This window comes from Streptomyces sp. NPDC000594, assembly GCF_040299965.1.
Classification (GTDB): Bacteria; Actinomycetota; Actinomycetes; order Streptomycetales; family Streptomycetaceae; genus Streptomyces.
Genome location: NZ_JBEPCY010000004.1, coordinates 302,637 through 319,289, shown reverse-complemented (window position 1 = coordinate 319,289; position 16,653 = coordinate 302,637). Strand labels below are relative to the sequence as shown.

The window sequence follows — 16,653 nt, the reverse complement described above, 5'->3', positions numbered from 1 at the left end:
GCCGCTGGTACTTCTCGTGCTTCGGATGAAGCGGGTGTTCTGGTGCCGTCGCCTTCGGCGTCAGCCGGCCATGCGCCGGGTCGCGTCGTCCAGACGCTCCACGACGGTGCCGTTGATCAGTTCGTCCCCGACCCGCACCGAGATCCCGCCGAGGACCGTGGGGTCCACATCCAGGTTCAGATGCATCGCGCGGCCGTACAGCGAGGCCAGCGCGGCGCCGAGGCGCTGCTTCTGCTGGTCACTGAGCGGAACCGCGGAGGTGACGGTGGCGACCATCCGGTCCCGGCGCGCCGCGGCGAGCTTGGACAGGGCCTCCAGGCCCCCCTCCAGGCTACGTCCCCGGTACGCGGTGACCAGCCGGGCGACCAGTCGCTCGGTGGACGGGACGGCCTTGCCGCCGAGCAGTCCGCGTACCAGCTCCGTCTTGGCGGAGGCGGTGGCGGCCTTGTCGGTCAGCGCGGACCGCAGGTCCTTGCTGGAGTCGACGATCCGGCCGAAGCGGAACAGCTCGTCCTCGACGCTGTCGAGCGTGCCCGCGCGCTGGGCGGCGGTCAGCTCGGCGACAGCCGCCAGCTCCTCCACCCCGTCGACCAGGTCACGCGAGCGCGACCAGCGGGAACGGACCATGCCGGAGACCAGATCGACGGCTTCGCCGCCCACCTGGCCGCGCAGCAGGCGACCCGCCAGCTCGGCCTTGGCCTCGCCGGACTGCGCCGGGTCGGTCAGGACCCGACGCAGCGAGACCTCGCGGTCGAGCAGGGCGGTGACGGCGGCCAGCTCCTCGGCGAGCTTCGCCGCGTCGACCGAGGTGTTGTCGGTCAGCGCGTCGAGGGACTCGCGTGCGGTGGCCAGCGCCTCCCGGCTCGCTCCGTTCATCGGGCCGCCCCATTCGAGACGGCCTTCTGCTCCAGCTCGTCGAGGAAGCGGTCGATGGTGCGGCTCTGCCGGGCGTGGTCCTCAAGGGACTCGCCCACCAGCTTGCCGGCCAGGTCGGTCGCGAGCTTGCCCACGTCCTGGCGGAGCGCGGCGGACGCGGCCTTGCGGTCGGCCTCGATCTGGGCGTGACCGGCCGCGATGATCTCCTCACGCTGCCGCTGGCCCTCGGCCTTCATCTCCGCGATGATCGCGGTGCCCTGCTCGGTCGCCTCCTGGCGGAGTCGGGCGGCCTCGTGGCGGGCCTCGGCGAGCTGCGCCTTGTACTGCTCCAGGACGCTCTCGGCCTCGGTCTTCGCCTCCTCGGCCTTCTCCATACCGCCCTCGATGGCTTCCCGACGCTCCTCCAGAACCTTGTTGATGTTCGGGAGCAGCTTCTTCGCGAGGAAGAAGAAGACGATGGCGAACGCGATCAGGCCGACGATGAGCTCGTCCAGGTGCGGAATGAGAGGAGGCTGCTCCTCCGCTGCCGCGATAGTGAGCTGAGCGATCACATCAGTGCCTTCCGTGAAAAGAGATAGGGCTGTCGGTCGGCTTACTGGAAGACGAAGCCCATGACGATGCCGATGAGGGCAAGCGCCTCACAGAAGGCGAAACCCATGATCTGGTTGGTACGGATCAGGCCGGCCGCCTCGGGCTGACGGGCGAGGGCCTGGGTGCCGTTACCGAAGATGATGCCGACGCCGATGCCGGGGCCGATGGCGGCGAGGCCGTAGCCGACAGCGTTGACGTTGCCGGAGACGGCGTTCTCGGCGGCGAGGGTCTGGAGAGCGGACATGCCGGTTCTTCCTTCTCTTTCAATGTCCCGGTGGGGGTTGGCCACCGGACGACTGCGGATCTGGGAGGGAGGGGGAGGCTCAGTGGTGCTCGGAGAGCGCGCCCTGGATGTAGCTGGAGGCCAGGAGGACGAAGACGTACGCCTGGACGGCCTGGACGAAGAGCTCGAAGACGATCATCACCATGACCATCACGAACGAGGCGCCGGCGTAGGCGAAGCCGATACCGCTCATCAGGTACCAGGTGGCCAGCGAGAACATCACGATCAGCATGTGGCCGGCGAACATGTTCGCGAAGAGCCGGACCGCGTGCGTGAAGGGGCGGATGACCAGGTTGGAGAAGAACTCCAGCACCATCACCAGCGGGAGGATCGGCCCGAGGTTCTTGTCGTAGCCGAGGATGTTCTTCCAGGCACCTGCGAAGCCGTGCTTCTTGAAGGTGAGGGTGACCCAGGTTACGTAGACGACCAGCGCCAGACCTGCCGGGAAGGCGATCAGCGACGTGACCGGGAACTGGGCGAGCGGAATGATCGACCAGAGATTCAGGATCCAGACGAAGAAGAACAACGACACCATCAGCGGGACGTACTTCTCGCCGTCCTTCTTGCCGATGATCTCGTAGACGACACCGCGGCGGATGAAGTCGTATCCGGCCTCACCGACCATCTGGAGCTTGCCGGGAACAAGCTTCGCCTTACCGAAGGCGGCCCAGAAGAAACCGACGACCAGGATGGAGCTGACAATGGCCAGCAGCATCGGCTTGGTGAACTCGAAGCCGGCGACCGTGAAGATCGGCTCATACAGGAACGTGTGCAGGCCCGGAGCTGGGAACCCGCACCCGGAGAAGAGCTGACAGTTCGGGTCGAAGGCGAGCATCTGGGGGTCAGCACTCACCGCGGGCTCCTTCAGCGTGGCGCATGGGTACGGCAACCTCGTTGTGTCGGCGCGGCGCATGGCCGCGGTTCGGCACTGGACTGGTGTTTCGGATGTGAGGGCGGCTGGCGGGCATGGAGCCTCGCGAATGAGCAGGCGTCAGCTCAGATGCCCGCGCCCGCTGTGCCGCAGTAGTTGGCACCGGACGATAGCAGGATCGCGAACGGCCCCTTATACCGCCCCTACCTTTCACGACGACGAGCCCGTCTTCTGGGGCTTCTCGCCCTTCGAAGACTCAGGTTCGACATACATGATCTTGGCCTTCATGAACACGCGCGCCTGAGCCACTACCCAGACGATCGTCGCCGCGAGCAAGGAGAAGGCGAAGGCCTTGAAGTCGAACGCGGTGGTGCCCTTGAACAGGGCCATCAGCATGAAGAGCAGCAGCAGCTGCGCCATGTAGAGCATGAGCCCCATGGCTTGGAACAAGTGCGGGAGATTCCTGGCGGTCCGCTGGAGGACGACCATGCCGACACCCATGAAGCCGATCACCACGACCGTGCCGAGGACGGCTCCGAGCGCACCCTTGCCGCCGGCCACCACGGCGCTCACCACGGCGGCGACAAGGCCGGTGGCGGCTGTGGGTACGGCGGTGTGAAGGAGTGTGCGGACGTCGTTGGACGGCATGGCGGCAGCTCCGCTTCCTGGGGGGAATGGCAGTGGTGTGTCGTCATGGACGAGCGTAATCCGGATCCGAGTCGGGTCCTCGGGGCCAAATGACCGTCGCACTACGGTCCTTCAGCGCTGTCGCCGGTTCTCGTGAACCGTATCACAAACTATTTGAAGAGACCTTTACCCAGACGTGTGCCTACTGTCACACATGAGAGCGAACGCGCCCGTGTGTGCAGAGATCACCCGGCTGAATGTGTGCTAATGCCCCAGCATAATCAGAAACGTCACCCGCGTGTCCCGGCCTTGCGCCGGTCGAGCAGGCGTGCGCGGCCACCGACCGCGGTCGCGCCGTTGACGCCCGCCGGAACGGGGGTACGGGAGCCCTCCGCGCCAGGGGCCCCAGGGGCCGTGTGTGGGCCGCTCCCGGCCTCCTGCCGGGGTGCCTCACCGAGGGCCTCGGGGGCCTCCGTGGCGTCCGTGGCGAGCGCCACAGGGGCGCGGCGGCGATAGCGCGGCGGTACGAAGCGCTCCGCCCAGCGCGGGGCCCGGGGAGTGAATCTCGGCAGCAGCAGCAGAACCAGTCCGACGGCGCTCAGCCCCGCGATCACCATCACGATCCAGAGGGCGGTGGAATTCACCGAATAGCCCACCACACCGAAAGCGATCACCGCCGACCAGAAGTACATGATGAGAACCGCTCGGCTGTGCGAGTGACCGATCTGGAGCAGCCGGTGGTGGAGATGGCCCCGGTCGGCGGCGAACGGCGACTGGCCGTTCCAGGTGCGGCGCACGATCGCCAGCACCAGGTCGGCGAGGGGGATCGCGATGATGGTCAGCGGCAGCAGCAGCGGGATGAAGACCGGCAGGGCCGCATGGGCGGTCTGCGCGGATCCGTCCTGGGCGAAGATCGCCATGGTGTCCATGTCGACATTGCCGGTCACCGAGATCGCCGAGGCGGCGAGAACCAGGCCGATCAGCATCGACCCGGAATCCCCCATGAAGATCCGTGCCGGATGCATATTGTGCAGCAGGAATCCCAGGCACATTCCGATGAGAATGGCGGTGAAAAGCGTCGCCGGGGCGGCGGCCTGAATTCCGTTGCCGACCCAGATCCGATAGGCGTACAGGAAGAACGCGGCGGCGGCGATGCACACCATGCCCGCGGCGAGACCGTCCAGTCCGTCCACGAAGTTCACCGCGTTGATGGTGATCACCACCAGGGCCACCGTCAGCAGGGTGCCCTGCCAGTCGGTGAGGGTGACCATGCCGACACCGGGGACCGGGATCCACAGAATCGTCAGACCCTGCATCACCATCACACCCGCGGCGATCATCTGTCCGCCCAGTTTGATCAGGGCGTCGATCTCGAACTTGTCGTCCAGGACACCGATGATCCAGATCAGGGCGGCGCCGGACAGCAGTGCGCGCGGCTCGTTCGACCATTCGAAGACCGACCGGAGATTGGTGAGGTGGTCGGCGACGAGCAGCCCCGCGCAGAGCCCGAAGAACATGGCGATGCCACCGAGCCGTGGAGTCGGTTCTCGGTGCACATCACGGGCGCGGATCTCCGGTACGGCTCCGGTCGCGATGGCGAACTTCCGCACCGGACCGGTGAGCAGAAAGGTCACCGCGGCTGTGACGCAGAGCGTCAGCAAATAATCACGCACGGACTTGCCCCAGAGGAATCGCCGGCCATCTCAATCACCACACCCTAGCCGGGGCGGCCCCATGGTTGAGGACACGCTTGGGGCCCCGATGGTTGCACCGGCCGGGACGGTCGCCGGGACTGTCACGGATAGGGCGGAAATCTACCGGCAAGATCATGAACCTGGGCCCGGACCCCGCCCGCCCCGCCTGTCCCGACGGCACCGCCACCACCGCCGCTGCCGACACTGGCACCGGCACGGCCGCCGTCCTCTCGGACCGCACGGGCGAAGAGGGCGGCGATCCGCGCCATCTCCCCCTCCCCCATCCCCTGGGTGGTCACCGCGGCCGTGCCGATCCGCACCCCGCGCCCCGTCCCCGAGGGCAGTCCGCAGACATCGGCGATCAGCCCCGCGGCGGCGAGCCGGCTCCGGGCGGTACGGCCGTCGACCCCGAGCGGCGCCGGGTCCACCACCAGCAGATGGGTGTCGGTCCCCCCGGTGACCACGGTGAACCCCTCCGCCGCCAGCGCCCCGGCCAGTACCCGGGCATTGGCCACCACCCGGTGCGCGTACCCGGCGAAGGCCGGGGTCGACGCCTCCCCGAAGGCGACCGCCTTCGCCGCGATGGTGTGCATCTGCGCCCCGCCCTGGCTGAACGGGAAGACCGCCCGGTCGATCCGCTCCGCCAGCGACCGGCCGCACAGGATCATTCCGCCGCGCGGACCGCGCAGCACCTTGTGGGTGGTCGCGCAGACCACATCCGCGTACGGGACCGGACTCGGCGCGGCCCCGCCCGCGACCAGGCCCAGCGGATGGGCCGCGTCCACGATCAGCCAGGCCCCCACCTCGTCGGCGACCTCCCGGAAGAGGGCGTAGTCCGGATGGCGGGGATCGCAGATGGAGCCGCAGACGATCGCCCGGGGACGGTGCTCACGGGCCAGCCGGCGCAGCTCGCCGGGGTCGGTGCGGCCGGTGACGGGATCGACCCCGTAGCCGGTGAAGTCGTACCAGCGGCCGGAGAAGTTCGCGGGCGAGCCATGGGTGAGATGGCCGCCGCGGTCCAGGGAGAGCGCGAGCACGCCGTCCCCGGGGCGCAGCAGGGCCGCGTACACCGCCAGCACCGCGGCGGAGCCGGAGTGCGGCTGGACATTGGCGTGGTCGGCGCCGAAGAGGGCGGTGGCGCGCTCCCGGGCGATCCGTTCGGCGGTGTCGACGCGTTCGCAGCCGCCGTGGTGGCGGGCGCCCGGATAGCCCTCCGCGTACTTGTTGGCGAGCGGGGAGCCGAGGGCGGCCAGGACGGCGGGGGAGGTGAAGTTCTCCGCGGCGATCAGCTGGACGGTGCCCGCCTGGCGGGCGGCCTCCCCGAGGATGACCTCGGCGATCAGCGGGTCCTGGCGGCGGAGCGCGTCCAGATCGGCGTAGCGGGGCACCGCCGCCGCGCCGGCGGTCCCGGTGTCCGGGGCGGCGGGGGGTGAGCTGGGTGCGGTGGGTACCGCCATCGCGGCCTCCGTGCCTCACAGGGGGCGCTGCTGCCCTCTCCACTGTAGGCCCGCCCCCGTCCGGCCGCCGCGCCGTGCGGGCCCGGCCCGTGGCTCGGTGGCAGGCCCGTGGCTCAGCGGCAGGACGGGGCGGAGGTGCCGGTCAGCGCGGTGAGGACCGGGTCGAGCGCCTGGTTGATCTCGTCGCCGATGGAGCGGAAGAACGTGATCGGCGCGCCGTACGGGTCATGCACCTCGTCCGCGTCCGGGCTCGGCGCCAGCAGCCAGCCGCGCAGCGCCGCCGCCGCGCGCACCAGGGCGCGGGCCCGCTCGACCACGCCCTCGTCCCGGGGGTCGGGCAGGGTCGCGGGGTCGATGGCCCGTACCAGCCGGGTGAACTCCTTCAGGGTGAAGGTCCGCAGCCCCGCCGAGTGCCCCATGGAGATGACCTGGGCGCGGTGGTCGCGGGTGGCGGTGAGCACCAGATCGGCGCGGATCACATGCTCGTCGAGCAGTTCCCGGCCGACGAACCCGCTGGCGTCCGCGCCGAAGTCGGCCAGCACCAGTTCGGCGTTGGCCTCCATGGGGGCGCCCTCGTGGCCCCAGGTGCCCGCGCTCTCCACGATCAGCCCACGGGTCACCGGGTCGCCGAGGCGGTCGCTCAGGGCCTGGCGGGTCAATCGCTCGGTGATCGGCGAGCGGCACACATTCCCGGTGCTGACGTGGAGGATCCTGAAGGTGTCGCCGACGGCCTCCGCGCCTATGCCACGCCCCTCAGGGGCGATCAAGGCGCCACCTCAAGGTCGGGTACGACCTTGCGCAGCTCCTCCGCGTCCAGCGCGCCCGCGCGCAGCAGGACCGGGACCGGTCCCGTCACATCGACGATCGAGGAGGGCACGATCCCCGGGGTCGGACCGCCGTCGAGGTAGACGGAGACCGAGTCGCCGAGCATCTCCTGGGCGGCGTCGCAGTCCTCGGGGGAGCGGTGGCCGGTGAGGTTGGCCGAGGAGACGGCCATGGGGCCGACCTCGGTCAGCAGCTCGATGGCGACGGGGTGCAGGGGCATCCGGATGGCGACGGTGCCCCGGGTGTCCCCGAGGTCCCACTGGAGGGAGGGCTGGTGGCGGGCGACCAGGGTGAGCGCTCCCGGCCAGAAGGCGTCGACCAGTTCCCACGCCTGCTCGGAGAAGTCCGTGGCCAGTCCGTGCAGGGTGTTCGGCGAGCCGATGAGCACGGGGGTGGGCATATTGCGGCCCCGGCCCTTGGCCTCCAGCAGATCGGCCACCGCCGCCGAGCTGAAGGCGTCCGCGCCGACCCCGTAGACGGTGTCGGTGGGCAGCACGACCAGCTCGCCCCGGCGGACCGCCGACGCGGCCTCGCGCAGGCCGGTGGCACGGTCGTTCGCCTCGTTGCAGTCGTATCGCCGAGCCATCAGAGGGCCTCCTTCATTCTCGGTGCTCGCGCCGCACGGGTCGCGGAGGTGCGCCGGACGGCCTCTGGACACAACGACGGACCGCCCGTGCGGGTACGCGAGGACGGACCGCCCGTGCGGATACGCGCGGTGGTGGTGGCGCCCGGGGTCGTCACGGGGTCGCCTTGCGGGCCGTGGCGAAACGGGGGCGGTTGTTCAGGTCGGGGTGGTCGGCCGCGTCCGTCCAGCCGGATTCCTCGTTGAAGATCCACGGCACCTGTCCGCCCTGGGTGTCGGCGTGCTCGATGACGACGAGGCCGCCGGGCCGCAGCAGCCGGTGGGCGGTGCGCTCGATGCCCCGGATGGTGTCGAGGCCGTCCTCGCCGGAGAAGAGGGCCATCTCCGGGTCGTGGTCGCGGGCCTCGGGGGCGACATACTCCCACTCGGTGAGCGGGATGTACGGCGGGTTGGAGATGACCAGGTCGACCTGGCCGTCCAGCTCCGGCAGGGCGGTCAGCGCGTTCCCCTGGTGGACGGTGACCCGTGAGCCCTCGGCGTTTCTGCGGGCCCACTCCAGCGCGTCGTCGGAGAGTTCCACGGCGTGCACCCGGGAGCGCGGCACCTCCTGCGCCATGGCGAGCGCGATGGCGCCGGAGCCGGTGCACAGGTCCACGATCAGCGGTTCGACGACATCCATGGCGCGGACCGCGTCTATGGCCCAGCCGACGACGGACTCGGTCTCCGGGCGGGGGACGAAGACCCCGGGCCCGACCTGGAGCTCCAGATAGCGGAAGAAGGCGCGGCCGGTGATGTGCTGGAGCGGCTCGCGCGCCTCGCGGCGGGCGACGGCCTCCCAGTAGCGGGCGTCGAAGTCGGCGTCCTTGACGGAGTGCAGCTCACCCCGCTTCACCCCGTGGACGAACGCGGCCAGCTCCTCCGCGTCGAAGCGCGGGGACGGCACGCCGGCGTCGGCCAGCCGCTGGGTGGCCTGGGCCACCTCGGCAAGCAGCAGGTTCACTGGTCCTCCACCCGGGTTCGTACGACAGTTGCTGCGCGGGGCTGTGGTTCTGGCGGTTCGGTTCTAGCGGTTACGGCGGGTCCGGCGGGTCCGGTCGGCTCCTGGGGATCCGACCGGGCCCGGGGTCCGGGTCTACTGCGCGGCGGCGAGCTTCGCGGCGGAGTCCGCGTCCACGCACGCCTGGATCACGGCGTCGAGATCGCCGTCGAGCACCTGGTCCAGGTTGTACGCCTTGAACCCCACCCGGTGGTCGGAGATCCGGTTCTCGGGGAAGTTGTACGTACGGATCTTCTCGGACCGGTCGACGGTACGGACCTGGCTGCGGCGGGCGTCCGCGGCCTCCCTCTCGGCCTCCTCCTGGGCGGCGGCGAGCAGCCGGGACCGCAGGATACGCAGGGCCTGCTCCTTGTTCTGGAGCTGGCTCTTCTCGTTCTGACAGGAGGCGACGACACCGGTCGGCAGATGGGTGATGCGCACGGCGGAGTCGGTCGTGTTGACGGACTGGCCGCCGGGACCGGAGGAGCGGTACACATCGATCCGCAGATCGTTGGGGTTGATCTCCACATCGATGTCCTCGGCCTCGGGGGTGACGAGCACCCCGGCGGCGGAGGTGTGGATCCGGCCCTGGGACTCGGTCGCGGGCACCCGCTGCACCCGGTGGACCCCGCCCTCGTACTTCAGCCGGGCCCAGACGCCCTGGCCGGGCTCGGTGGCGCCCTGGCCGCCCTTGGTCTTCACCGCGACCTGGACGTCCTTGTAGCCGCCCAGCTCGGACTCGGTGGAGTTGATGATCTCGGTCTTCCAGCCGGCGCGCTCGGCGTACCGCAGATACATCCGCAGCAGATCCCCGGCGAAGAGCGCGGACTCGTCGCCGCCCGCTCCCGCCTTGACCTCAAGGATCACGTCCTTGTCGTCACTGGGGTCGCGCGGGACCAGCAGCAGCCGCAGCTTCTCGGTCAGCTCCTCGCGCCGCTGCTCCAGCTCCTTGACCTCGGCGATGAAATCCGGGTCGTCGGCGGCCAGCTCACGCGCGGTGTCGATGTCCTCACCGGTCTGCTTCCAGGAGCGATAGGTGCCGACGATCGGCGTCAGCTCGGCGTACCGCTTGCTGAGCCTGCGCGCGTTCGCCTGGTCGGCGTGGACCGAAGGGTCGGCGAGCTGCTTCTCCAGACCGGCGTGCTCGCCGATCAGTTCCTCGACCGCCTCGAACATCGAATGGCTCCTGTTTTTTACGAGGTGTTGCGCGGCCGGCCGTTCGGCCGGACCGCCTGGGGCCCCGGAACCCCAGCTCTGGCTGGCGGGACGGCAAAGCGCCGGTCCCGGCCGCACCCCGTGGGGACGGCCGAGGACCGGCGCAGATGGCTCGCTACTTCTTGGCGGAGCCGGCAGCCTTGCCGAAGCGGGCCTCGAAGCGGGCCACGCGGCCACCGGTGTCGAGGATCTTCTGCTTGCCCGTGTAGAACGGGTGGCACTCGGAGCAGACCTCGGCACGGATGGAGCCGGCGCCGATGGTGCTACGGGTGGTGAACGACGCGCCACAGGTGCAGCTGACCTGCGTCTCGACGTACTCGGGGTGGATGTCGCGCTTCAAGGTGTCTCCTAGTTTCGGGAGGGCTCCGGGTCGCCCGGGCGGATTGCCCGTGCGTGAACCGGGGCCGACGTACCAGTCTGCCAGGACCGGCCGTATCTCCCAAAACCGGGGTGGCCCCCCTGCTATTCCCCGGACCCGGTCGTGTCGCCGGATCCCGCCCGCGGCTCGGTCCGGGCGGCCTTCTCGCCCACCATCGAGCCCGCCACGCCCTTGTCACCGGCGGAGTCCTTGAGCGCGGAGGCGGGAATGGGCCGGTCCTGCCGCAGGGCGTTCCAGACCTGCTGGGCGGCGCTCGGCAGCGGGATCACCCGATTGGGGTCGATGGGGTCGTACTCCACCGGCATGGTCACCATGTTGACGTCCTTGGCGTCCAGCCCGCCCATGCCCCGGGCGAAGCCGGTCAGCTCCGGGATGGAGTCCAGCTCGGAGTCGGGGGTGATCGCCTGGGTCGCGGTGTCGGCGATGTCCAGCAGCTTGGTCGGGCTGGTGAGCACGCCGACCTCCTTGACCTGGGCGATGAACGCCTTCATGAACGCCTGCTGGAGCTGGATCCGGCCGAGGTCGGAGCCGTCGCCGACGCTCTTGCGGGTCCTGACCAGGCCGAGGGACTGCTCACCGTTGAGGGTGTGGGTGCCGGGTTCGAGGTTCAGATGGCTCTTGCTGTCCTTGATCGGCTGGTTGGTGGTGATCTCCACCCCGCCGAGGGCGTCGATGAGCTTCTTGAAGCCGGTGAAGTCGACCTCGATGTAGTGATCCATGCGGATGCCGGACATCCGCTCCACCGTCTTCACGGCACAGGCGGGGCCGCCGACCTCGTACGCGGTGTTGAACATGACCCGGTGCTGCTCCGGTACGGTCCGGTCCTCGCGGTTCTGGCACTCGGGCCGGGTGATCAGGGTGTCGCGCGGAATGGAGACGACGCTGGCCTTCTTGCGGCCCTCGTGGAGGTGGACCACCATCGCGGTGTCCGCGCGGGCGCCCTCCTCCCGGCCGCCGTACGCGGAGTTCGCGCCGTCCCGGGAGTCGGAGCCCAGCAGCAGGATGTCCAGCGAGCCGTTGTCGATGTCGTCGGGGCGGTCGGTGCCCAGCCGGGCGTTGATGTCGACGCCGTCGAGGTTGCCGTCGAGCTTGAGATAGACATAGCCCGCCCCGGCGCCGCCGACGAGCAGCAGCCCGACCAGGGACCAGGTGGCGACGGCCCCGGCCCGCCGGCCCCGACGCGCCGGGGCGGGCGCCTTGCGCCGTCTGCCGCGACTGCCGCCTATTCGGCCGCCGCTGCTGCTGTGCTCGCCCATGGTCTCCTCGGTTCTCCGTACCGGTCGCCGGTGGTCGTCCCCGGGCGACCCGGCCGGGCGCGATGGCCCACCCTGTCAATTTTTGCTCCGCCAGTGGGGAGACGGCGAGGGGAGGGAAAGGGTTGCACAGCGGGGTGAGAACTTGCTGAGAAGTACGGGTGACCCGCCGTGACCGGGTGCGCCGGGGCGGGTGACGGGCGCACTCTCCCCCGTACGGAAGGCCGTACGCGGGCGTGGACGCGGGCGTACGGCCTCTCGCGCGGTACGGGGGGACACACGCACACGCCCACCGTGCGGGGCGGCACGGTGGGCGTGCGGGCGCGGGCGGGGCCCGCAGGGGGCGGCCAGGGGTCGGCTAGCCGAGCAGGGTGGCGTCCTGCCAGCCGCCGGCGAGCTGGATCCGGGTCCCGAAGGGCTTGGCCGCCTTACCGGTGCCGGGGTAGAGCCAGAGCTTGCCCGCGCTGTCCCGGCCGATCATGTCGGCACGGCCGTCGCCACTGACATCACCCGTGGTGACCAGCGCGTTCAGATGGCTGTACGTACCCACCTGGACCTTGTCCCGGAAGGGCTTCTTGGCGTCGCCGGTGCCCTGGTGGAGATAGGTCCTGCCACCGGCGCCCCGGGACAGGACATCGGCCCTGCCGTCACCGGAGAGGTCACCCCTGCCACGGACCGTGTCGAACTGGTCCCAGCCGGAGCCGACGAGGACCGGCGCGGCGAAGGTGCCCTTGCCGGTGCCCTTGTGGACATACGCGTTGCCCTTGGCGGAGACGGTCAGCAGATCGGGGATCTCGTCCCCGCCGAGGTCGCCGGGGGCGACGATCTGCCGCTGGTCACGCCAGTTCTTGACGATGGTGGTCGTCGCGCCGCCGCCGCGCTTCCAGCGGATCTCGCCGGACTTCTCCCGCCAGATCAGATCCTGCCGGTCGTCCCGGTCCAGATCGGCCTGGAGCAGCAGATCGACACCGGTGAAGGCGCCCAGGCTCTCCTTGCGGGTGAGCGACGTGCCCTTCTTGGCGGTGGTCCAGGCATGCGCGGTGGAGCCACGGCGGGCGACCAGGTCGGCATAGCGGTCGCGGTTCCAGTTGGTGTCGTGCAGCTGCGCCCTCAGGCCCACCTGGAAGGCGCTGACCTTGGCGTAGACGCCGTACTTGCCCTTGGCGGAGCAGTCCGCGTCACCCCAGGAGACGATGCCGGCCAGCTTGCCGCCGGCGACGAGCGGACCGCCGGAGTCACCGTTGCAGGTGGTCTCGGAGGTGCTGTCCTTGCCGGTGGGTGCCTTCCCCGCGCAGTACATGGTCCCGGCGACGAAGTCGGAGCCGTACGCCTTCCGGCAGTTGGCGTCGGACTGGGCGTCGGCGTCGGCGACCTTGAGCCTGTCCGAGCCCTTGGCCGTCGGTCCGGAGCCGGTCAGGCCCCAGCCGTACACCTTGCCGTCGGTACCGGCCTTGTACAGCCCGCTGTCACCGCCGCGCAGGATGGGCAGCGGCTTCGCCTTGACGGTGGCGTCGAGGGTGAGGACGGCGACATCGTTGTTGAGCGTCCAGTCGTCGTACGCGCGGTGCTGCCACTGGCGTACCGCACCGCGCAGCTGGCCGCCGTGCAGATCGAGCACGGGACGCCCGGCGGCGTCCTTGCGGCCGGTCTGGGTGGGCGTGCGGTCGGCTCCGGTGACCACGGCCCCGGTGCCCTTCCAGTCGATGCCGTCGACACAGTGGGCGGCGGTGACGATCTTGGTGGGGGCGACCACCGCGCCGCCGCAGAAGAACGGAACGCCCCGGTCGTCCTCGAAGTAGAGCTGCGCCATCCAGGGCGCGGAGGAGATCACCGTGGTCTTGCCGCCGATGATGCGGGCGCTGGGCCCGCGCTTCCGGTCGGCACCCGGGCCGGGCCGGGCGGGGGCCTTCGCCCGCTCCAGGGCGTCCAGGGCACCGGCGATCCGCTCCCGCAGTTCACCCTGCGGGGCGGGGGCGGGCTGGGCGGAACCCTGCGGGGCGCCGGCCGGCGTCGCCGCCTCGGCGTCCGCGACACCACCGGTCGCCAGCGCGGCGCCGGCCAGGGCCAGCACGGTCGCGACGGCGGGTATCTCGTATCGGATGCGGCGCGTACGGGCGCTCGGGGCCACTCGGTCTCCACCTCGGCTGCTGGGCCGGCGGCGCTTCTCGCGTACCGCCGGGACGTGCTGTGGTGGGGCGCGCGGGCGTCAGGGGAGGAGCGCGCACCGGTCCGGTACGCGGACCGTGCGACGGAACAGGATCCCCCGGACCCCCCGGGGAGCCCCCGGGAACCCCCACCTGTGACGGGAGTGATCGTATGCGTGGCTGCTGACCGGCCGGCAGCCGGGGTGGTCAACGGCGGCCGCGCACAAGGCCCCAGGCCCAGGGGACAGCGGAGCCGAGCGGCACCCCTGCGGCAAGGCGGCCGCGGTACCGGGGGAAACGGCGACGCCCCGCCACCCTGAAGGGTGACGGGGCGGTCCGATGGATCGCTGACCGGTGGTCAGTCCCCGTTGGACATCGACGGGGTGGTCTTCTGGATCTGGAGCAGGAACTCCGCGTTCGACTTCGTCTGCTTCATCTTGTCGAGCAGCAGCTCGATCGCCTGCTGCTGGTCGAGCGCGTGCAGCACCCGGCGCAGCTTCCAGACGATGGCCAGCTCCTCGCTGCCCAGCAGGATCTCTTCCTTACGGGTGCTGGACGCGTCGACGTCCACCGCGGGGAAGATGCGCTTGTCCGAGAGCTTCCGGTCGAGCTTGAGCTCCATGTTGCCGGTGCCCTTGAACTCCTCGAAGATCACCTCGTCCATGCGCGAGCCGGTGTCGACCAGCGCGGTGGCCAGGATGGTCAGCGAGCCGCCGTCCTCGATGTTGCGCGCCGCACCGAAGAACCGCTTCGGCGGGTAGAGCGCGGTCGAGTCGACACCACCGGAGAGGATGCGTCCGGAGGCGGGGGCCGCGAGGTTGTACGCACGGCCCAGACGGGTGATGGAGTCCAGCAGGACGACCACGTCGTGGCCCAGCTCCACCAGGCGCTTGGCGCGCTCGATGGCCAGCTCGGCGACGGTGGTGTGGTCCTCGGCCGGGCGGTCGAAGGTCGAGGAGATGACCTCGCCCTTGACCGACCGCTGCATGTCGGTGACCTCTTCCGGCCGCTCGTCGACGAGGACGACCATCAGATGGCACTCGGGGCTGTTGACCGTGATCGCGTTGGCGATGGCCTGGAGGATCATGGTCTTACCGGTCTTCGGCGGGGCCACGATCAGACCGCGCTGGCCCTTGCCGATCGGCGACACGAGGTCGATGATCCGCGTGGTCAGCACGCCCGGGTCGGTCTCCAGCCGGAGCCGGTCCTGCGGGTAGAGCGGGGTGAGCTTGTTGAACTCCGGGCGGCCACGGCCCGATTCGGCCGCCATGCCGTTCGCCGAGTCCAGCCGCACCAGGGCGTTGAACTTCTCGCGGCGCTCGCCGTCCTTCGGCTGGCGGACCGCGCCGGTGACGTGGTCGCCCTTGCGCAGGCCGTTCTTGCGGACCTGGGCGAGGGAGACATACACGTCGTTGGGGCCCGGGAGGTAGCCCGAGGTGCGGATGAACGCGTAGTTGTCGAGGATGTCGAGGATGCCCGCGACGGGGATCAGCACATCGTCGTCGGAGACCTGCGGCTCGTTCGGACCGAACTCCTCGCGGCCACGACGGCCACGACGGTCGCGGTAACGGCCCCGACGACCGCGGCGACCGCCGCCGTCCTCGTCGAAGTCGTCCTGCGGGCCGCCGCCCTGCTGCTGCTGCGGCTGCGGCTGGCGCTGGCCGCCGCCCTGCTGCTGGCGCTGGCCGCCCTGCTGCTCGTCGTTCTTGCCGCGGCGGTCGCGCTGGCGGTCCCGGCGGTCACGGCCGCGGTCCCGGCGGCCTTCGCCGTCCTGGGCACCGCCGTCCTTGGCCTCGGAGCGGTCCTCGGACTTCTCCTTGACCTCGACGGCGCCCGCGCCGTCCTTGGCCTCGGCCTGGACATCGGGGCTGCCCGCGGGGGCGGTGGCCCGGCGGCGGCGGCGCTCGGCGGCCGGCTGCTCGTCGCCCGCCTGCTCCGCGGCGGCCGGCGCCTTGGGCGAGGGCTGGCCGGGGATGTCGATCTGCTGCTGAGCGGCGGGGGCCTTCTCCGCGGGGGCCGCGGCCGGGGTGGTCTCGGCGGCGGTGTCGCCCGTACGGGCCTTGGAGGTGGCGCGGCGCTTCGGCTTGGTCTCGGCCTCGGCGCTCTTGGCGGCGGTCTCCGCCGTCCTGGCGCCGGCGGCGGAGCCCTGCGCCTCCTTGATGACCTCGATCAGCTGGCTCTTGCGCATACGCGCGGTGCCCCTGATGCCGAGGCCGGAAGCGACCTGCTGGAGCTCGGCCAGGACCATGCCCTCCAGGCCGGTGCCGGAACGGCGGCGCCGTGCGGTGGTGCCGGAGGCAGCACCTGCGGCGGGCGCGGAGGTGTCGACGTTGCTGTCGGCGCTCACGCCCATCAGATCGGTGGTGTCGCTCACGAAGGGTCCTTCCCTGGAGCGGACGTCGGCCTTCTGGCTCGGCGACCGGTTGTGCTGTCCGACGGCGGTCTCTCTGTTCGGACCGTGCCGGGGCGGTGGTCCCCGCCGGGTCTGGTACGGCGGAGAGTCAGATACATGCGGGTCCGGCCCGAGTCCCCCTGCTCGGCCCACTCCATGGCGGAGCGGGAGGTTACGTGCCGGTTCCGGAGCGTGCTCGAAACTGCTCAGGCAGGCTGCTCAGGCAGTTGGGGAGGCTCCCGGAAGAATTTGCGGTCCCGAATCGGGACACGAAGAACCGAGCCGTGATGGCTTCGGTTGCAGACTTGAGGTTAACACTACCGGCTCCAACAAACATTCCCCCTCTCCATCACCGGCAATCTCGTGTCACGTCGATTCACCGGCTTCCGCCGGTGCGCCCACACGCCCCGCCGCCCGGGGACGCGCC

At 70.5% G+C, this 16,653-nt stretch carries 15 protein-coding genes; all 15 read right to left on the bottom strand.

The annotated features are described in order from the left end of the window. Positions 1-60 precede the first annotated feature (60 nt). The 15 genes from ABT354_RS08635 to rho all read right to left on the bottom strand — a co-directional run bounded on the left by ABT354_RS08635 (position 61) and on the right by rho (position 16,208). Positions 61-876 (bottom strand): F0F1 ATP synthase subunit delta, encoded by an 816-nt coding sequence (locus ABT354_RS08635; protein WP_351490790.1) that lies wholly within the window; start codon positions 874-876, stop codon positions 61-63. Then, entirely contained in the window at positions 873-1,427 is a 555-nt protein-coding gene (locus tag ABT354_RS08630; RefSeq protein ID WP_351490787.1) for a F0F1 ATP synthase subunit B, read from the bottom strand. The genes ABT354_RS08635 and ABT354_RS08630 overlap by 4 nt, the downstream gene beginning before the upstream one ends. A 41-nt stretch (positions 1,428-1,468) precedes the next feature. Further along, the gene (atpE, locus tag ABT354_RS08625) at positions 1,469-1,711 is read right to left on the bottom strand and encodes an ATP synthase F0 subunit C (RefSeq protein ID WP_323446747.1); all 243 of its coding nucleotides are present in this window, start codon (positions 1,709-1,711) and stop codon (positions 1,469-1,471) included. 79 nt (positions 1,712-1,790) lie between these two features. Then, complete coding sequence (gene atpB, locus ABT354_RS08620) at positions 1,791-2,603, bottom strand: F0F1 ATP synthase subunit A (RefSeq protein WP_351490783.1); 813 nt, start codon at positions 2,601-2,603, stop codon at positions 1,791-1,793. 228 nt (positions 2,604-2,831) lie between these two features. Beyond that, positions 2,832-3,269, bottom strand: a complete 438-nt coding sequence (locus ABT354_RS08615) for a Cg1360 family ATP-synthase-associated protein (RefSeq protein WP_351490780.1) — start codon at positions 3,267-3,269, stop codon at positions 2,832-2,834. A gap of 269 nt (positions 3,270-3,538) precedes the next feature. After that, positions 3,539-4,921 (bottom strand): MraY family glycosyltransferase, encoded by a 1,383-nt coding sequence (locus ABT354_RS08610; protein WP_351490778.1) that lies wholly within the window; start codon positions 4,919-4,921, stop codon positions 3,539-3,541. A gap of 122 nt (positions 4,922-5,043) precedes the next feature. After that, positions 5,044-6,399 carry a serine hydroxymethyltransferase gene (glyA, locus tag ABT354_RS08605; protein ID WP_351490776.1) on the bottom strand — a complete coding sequence of 452 codons (1,356 nt, stop codon included), beginning with the start codon at positions 6,397-6,399 and terminating at the stop codon, positions 5,044-5,046. Positions 6,400-6,512: 113 nt separating this feature from the next. Further along, on the bottom strand, positions 6,513-7,166 hold the full coding sequence (locus ABT354_RS08600) for an arsenate reductase/protein-tyrosine-phosphatase family protein (RefSeq protein WP_351490774.1): 654 nt from the start codon (positions 7,164-7,166) through the stop codon (positions 6,513-6,515). Beyond that, positions 7,163-7,810, bottom strand: coding sequence for an L-threonylcarbamoyladenylate synthase (locus ABT354_RS08595; RefSeq protein ID WP_351490771.1), 648 nt, complete (start codon positions 7,808-7,810; stop codon positions 7,163-7,165). Before ABT354_RS08595 ends, ABT354_RS08600 begins: the two co-directional genes overlap by 4 nt. Positions 7,811-7,961: 151 nt before the next feature. Further along, entirely contained in the window at positions 7,962-8,807 is an 846-nt protein-coding gene (gene prmC / locus ABT354_RS08590; protein ID WP_351490769.1) for a peptide chain release factor N(5)-glutamine methyltransferase, read from the bottom strand. 132 nt (positions 8,808-8,939) lie between these two features. Continuing rightward, positions 8,940-10,019 (bottom strand): peptide chain release factor 1, encoded by a 1,080-nt coding sequence (gene prfA, locus ABT354_RS08585; RefSeq protein ID WP_351490767.1) that lies wholly within the window; start codon positions 10,017-10,019, stop codon positions 8,940-8,942. 154 nt (positions 10,020-10,173) lie between these two features. Further along, positions 10,174-10,398: a 50S ribosomal protein L31 gene (gene rpmE, locus ABT354_RS08580; RefSeq protein ID WP_351490765.1), complete on the bottom strand. Its 225-nt coding sequence runs from the start codon at positions 10,396-10,398 to the stop codon at positions 10,174-10,176. Between the two features lie 122 nt (positions 10,399-10,520). Then, positions 10,521-11,693, bottom strand: a complete 1,173-nt coding sequence (locus ABT354_RS08575; protein WP_351490763.1) for an LCP family protein — start codon at positions 11,691-11,693, stop codon at positions 10,521-10,523. 355 nt (positions 11,694-12,048) lie between these two features. Beyond that, on the bottom strand, positions 12,049-13,818 hold the full coding sequence (locus tag ABT354_RS08570) for a trypsin-like serine protease (protein ID WP_351490761.1): 1,770 nt from the start codon (positions 13,816-13,818) through the stop codon (positions 12,049-12,051). 374 nt (positions 13,819-14,192) lie between these two features. Then, positions 14,193-16,208 carry a transcription termination factor Rho gene (rho, locus tag ABT354_RS08565; protein ID WP_351490757.1) on the bottom strand — a complete coding sequence of 672 codons (2,016 nt, stop codon included), beginning with the start codon at positions 16,206-16,208 and terminating at the stop codon, positions 14,193-14,195. Between the last annotated feature and the right edge of the window lie 445 nt (positions 16,209-16,653).

Coding starts and splice junctions, on each gene's coding strand:
- ABT354_RS08635 (WP_351490790.1), bottom strand. CDS start 876: ATGAACGGAGCGAGCCGGGAGGCGCTGGCCACCGCACGCGAGTCCCTC.
- atpE (WP_323446747.1), bottom strand. CDS start 1,711: ATGTCCGCTCTCCAGACCCTCGCCGCCGAGAACGCCGTCTCCGGCAAC.
- ABT354_RS08615 (WP_351490780.1), bottom strand. CDS start 3,269: ATGCCGTCCAACGACGTCCGCACACTCCTTCACACCGCCGTACCCACA.
- glyA (WP_351490776.1), bottom strand. CDS start 6,399: ATGGCGGTACCCACCGCACCCAGCTCACCCCCCGCCGCCCCGGACACC.
- ABT354_RS08595 (WP_351490771.1), bottom strand. CDS start 7,810: ATGGCTCGGCGATACGACTGCAACGAGGCGAACGACCGTGCCACCGGC.
- prfA (WP_351490767.1), bottom strand. CDS start 10,019: ATGTTCGAGGCGGTCGAGGAACTGATCGGCGAGCACGCCGGTCTGGAG.
- ABT354_RS08575 (WP_351490763.1), bottom strand. CDS start 11,693: ATGGGCGAGCACAGCAGCAGCGGCGGCCGAATAGGCGGCAGTCGCGGC.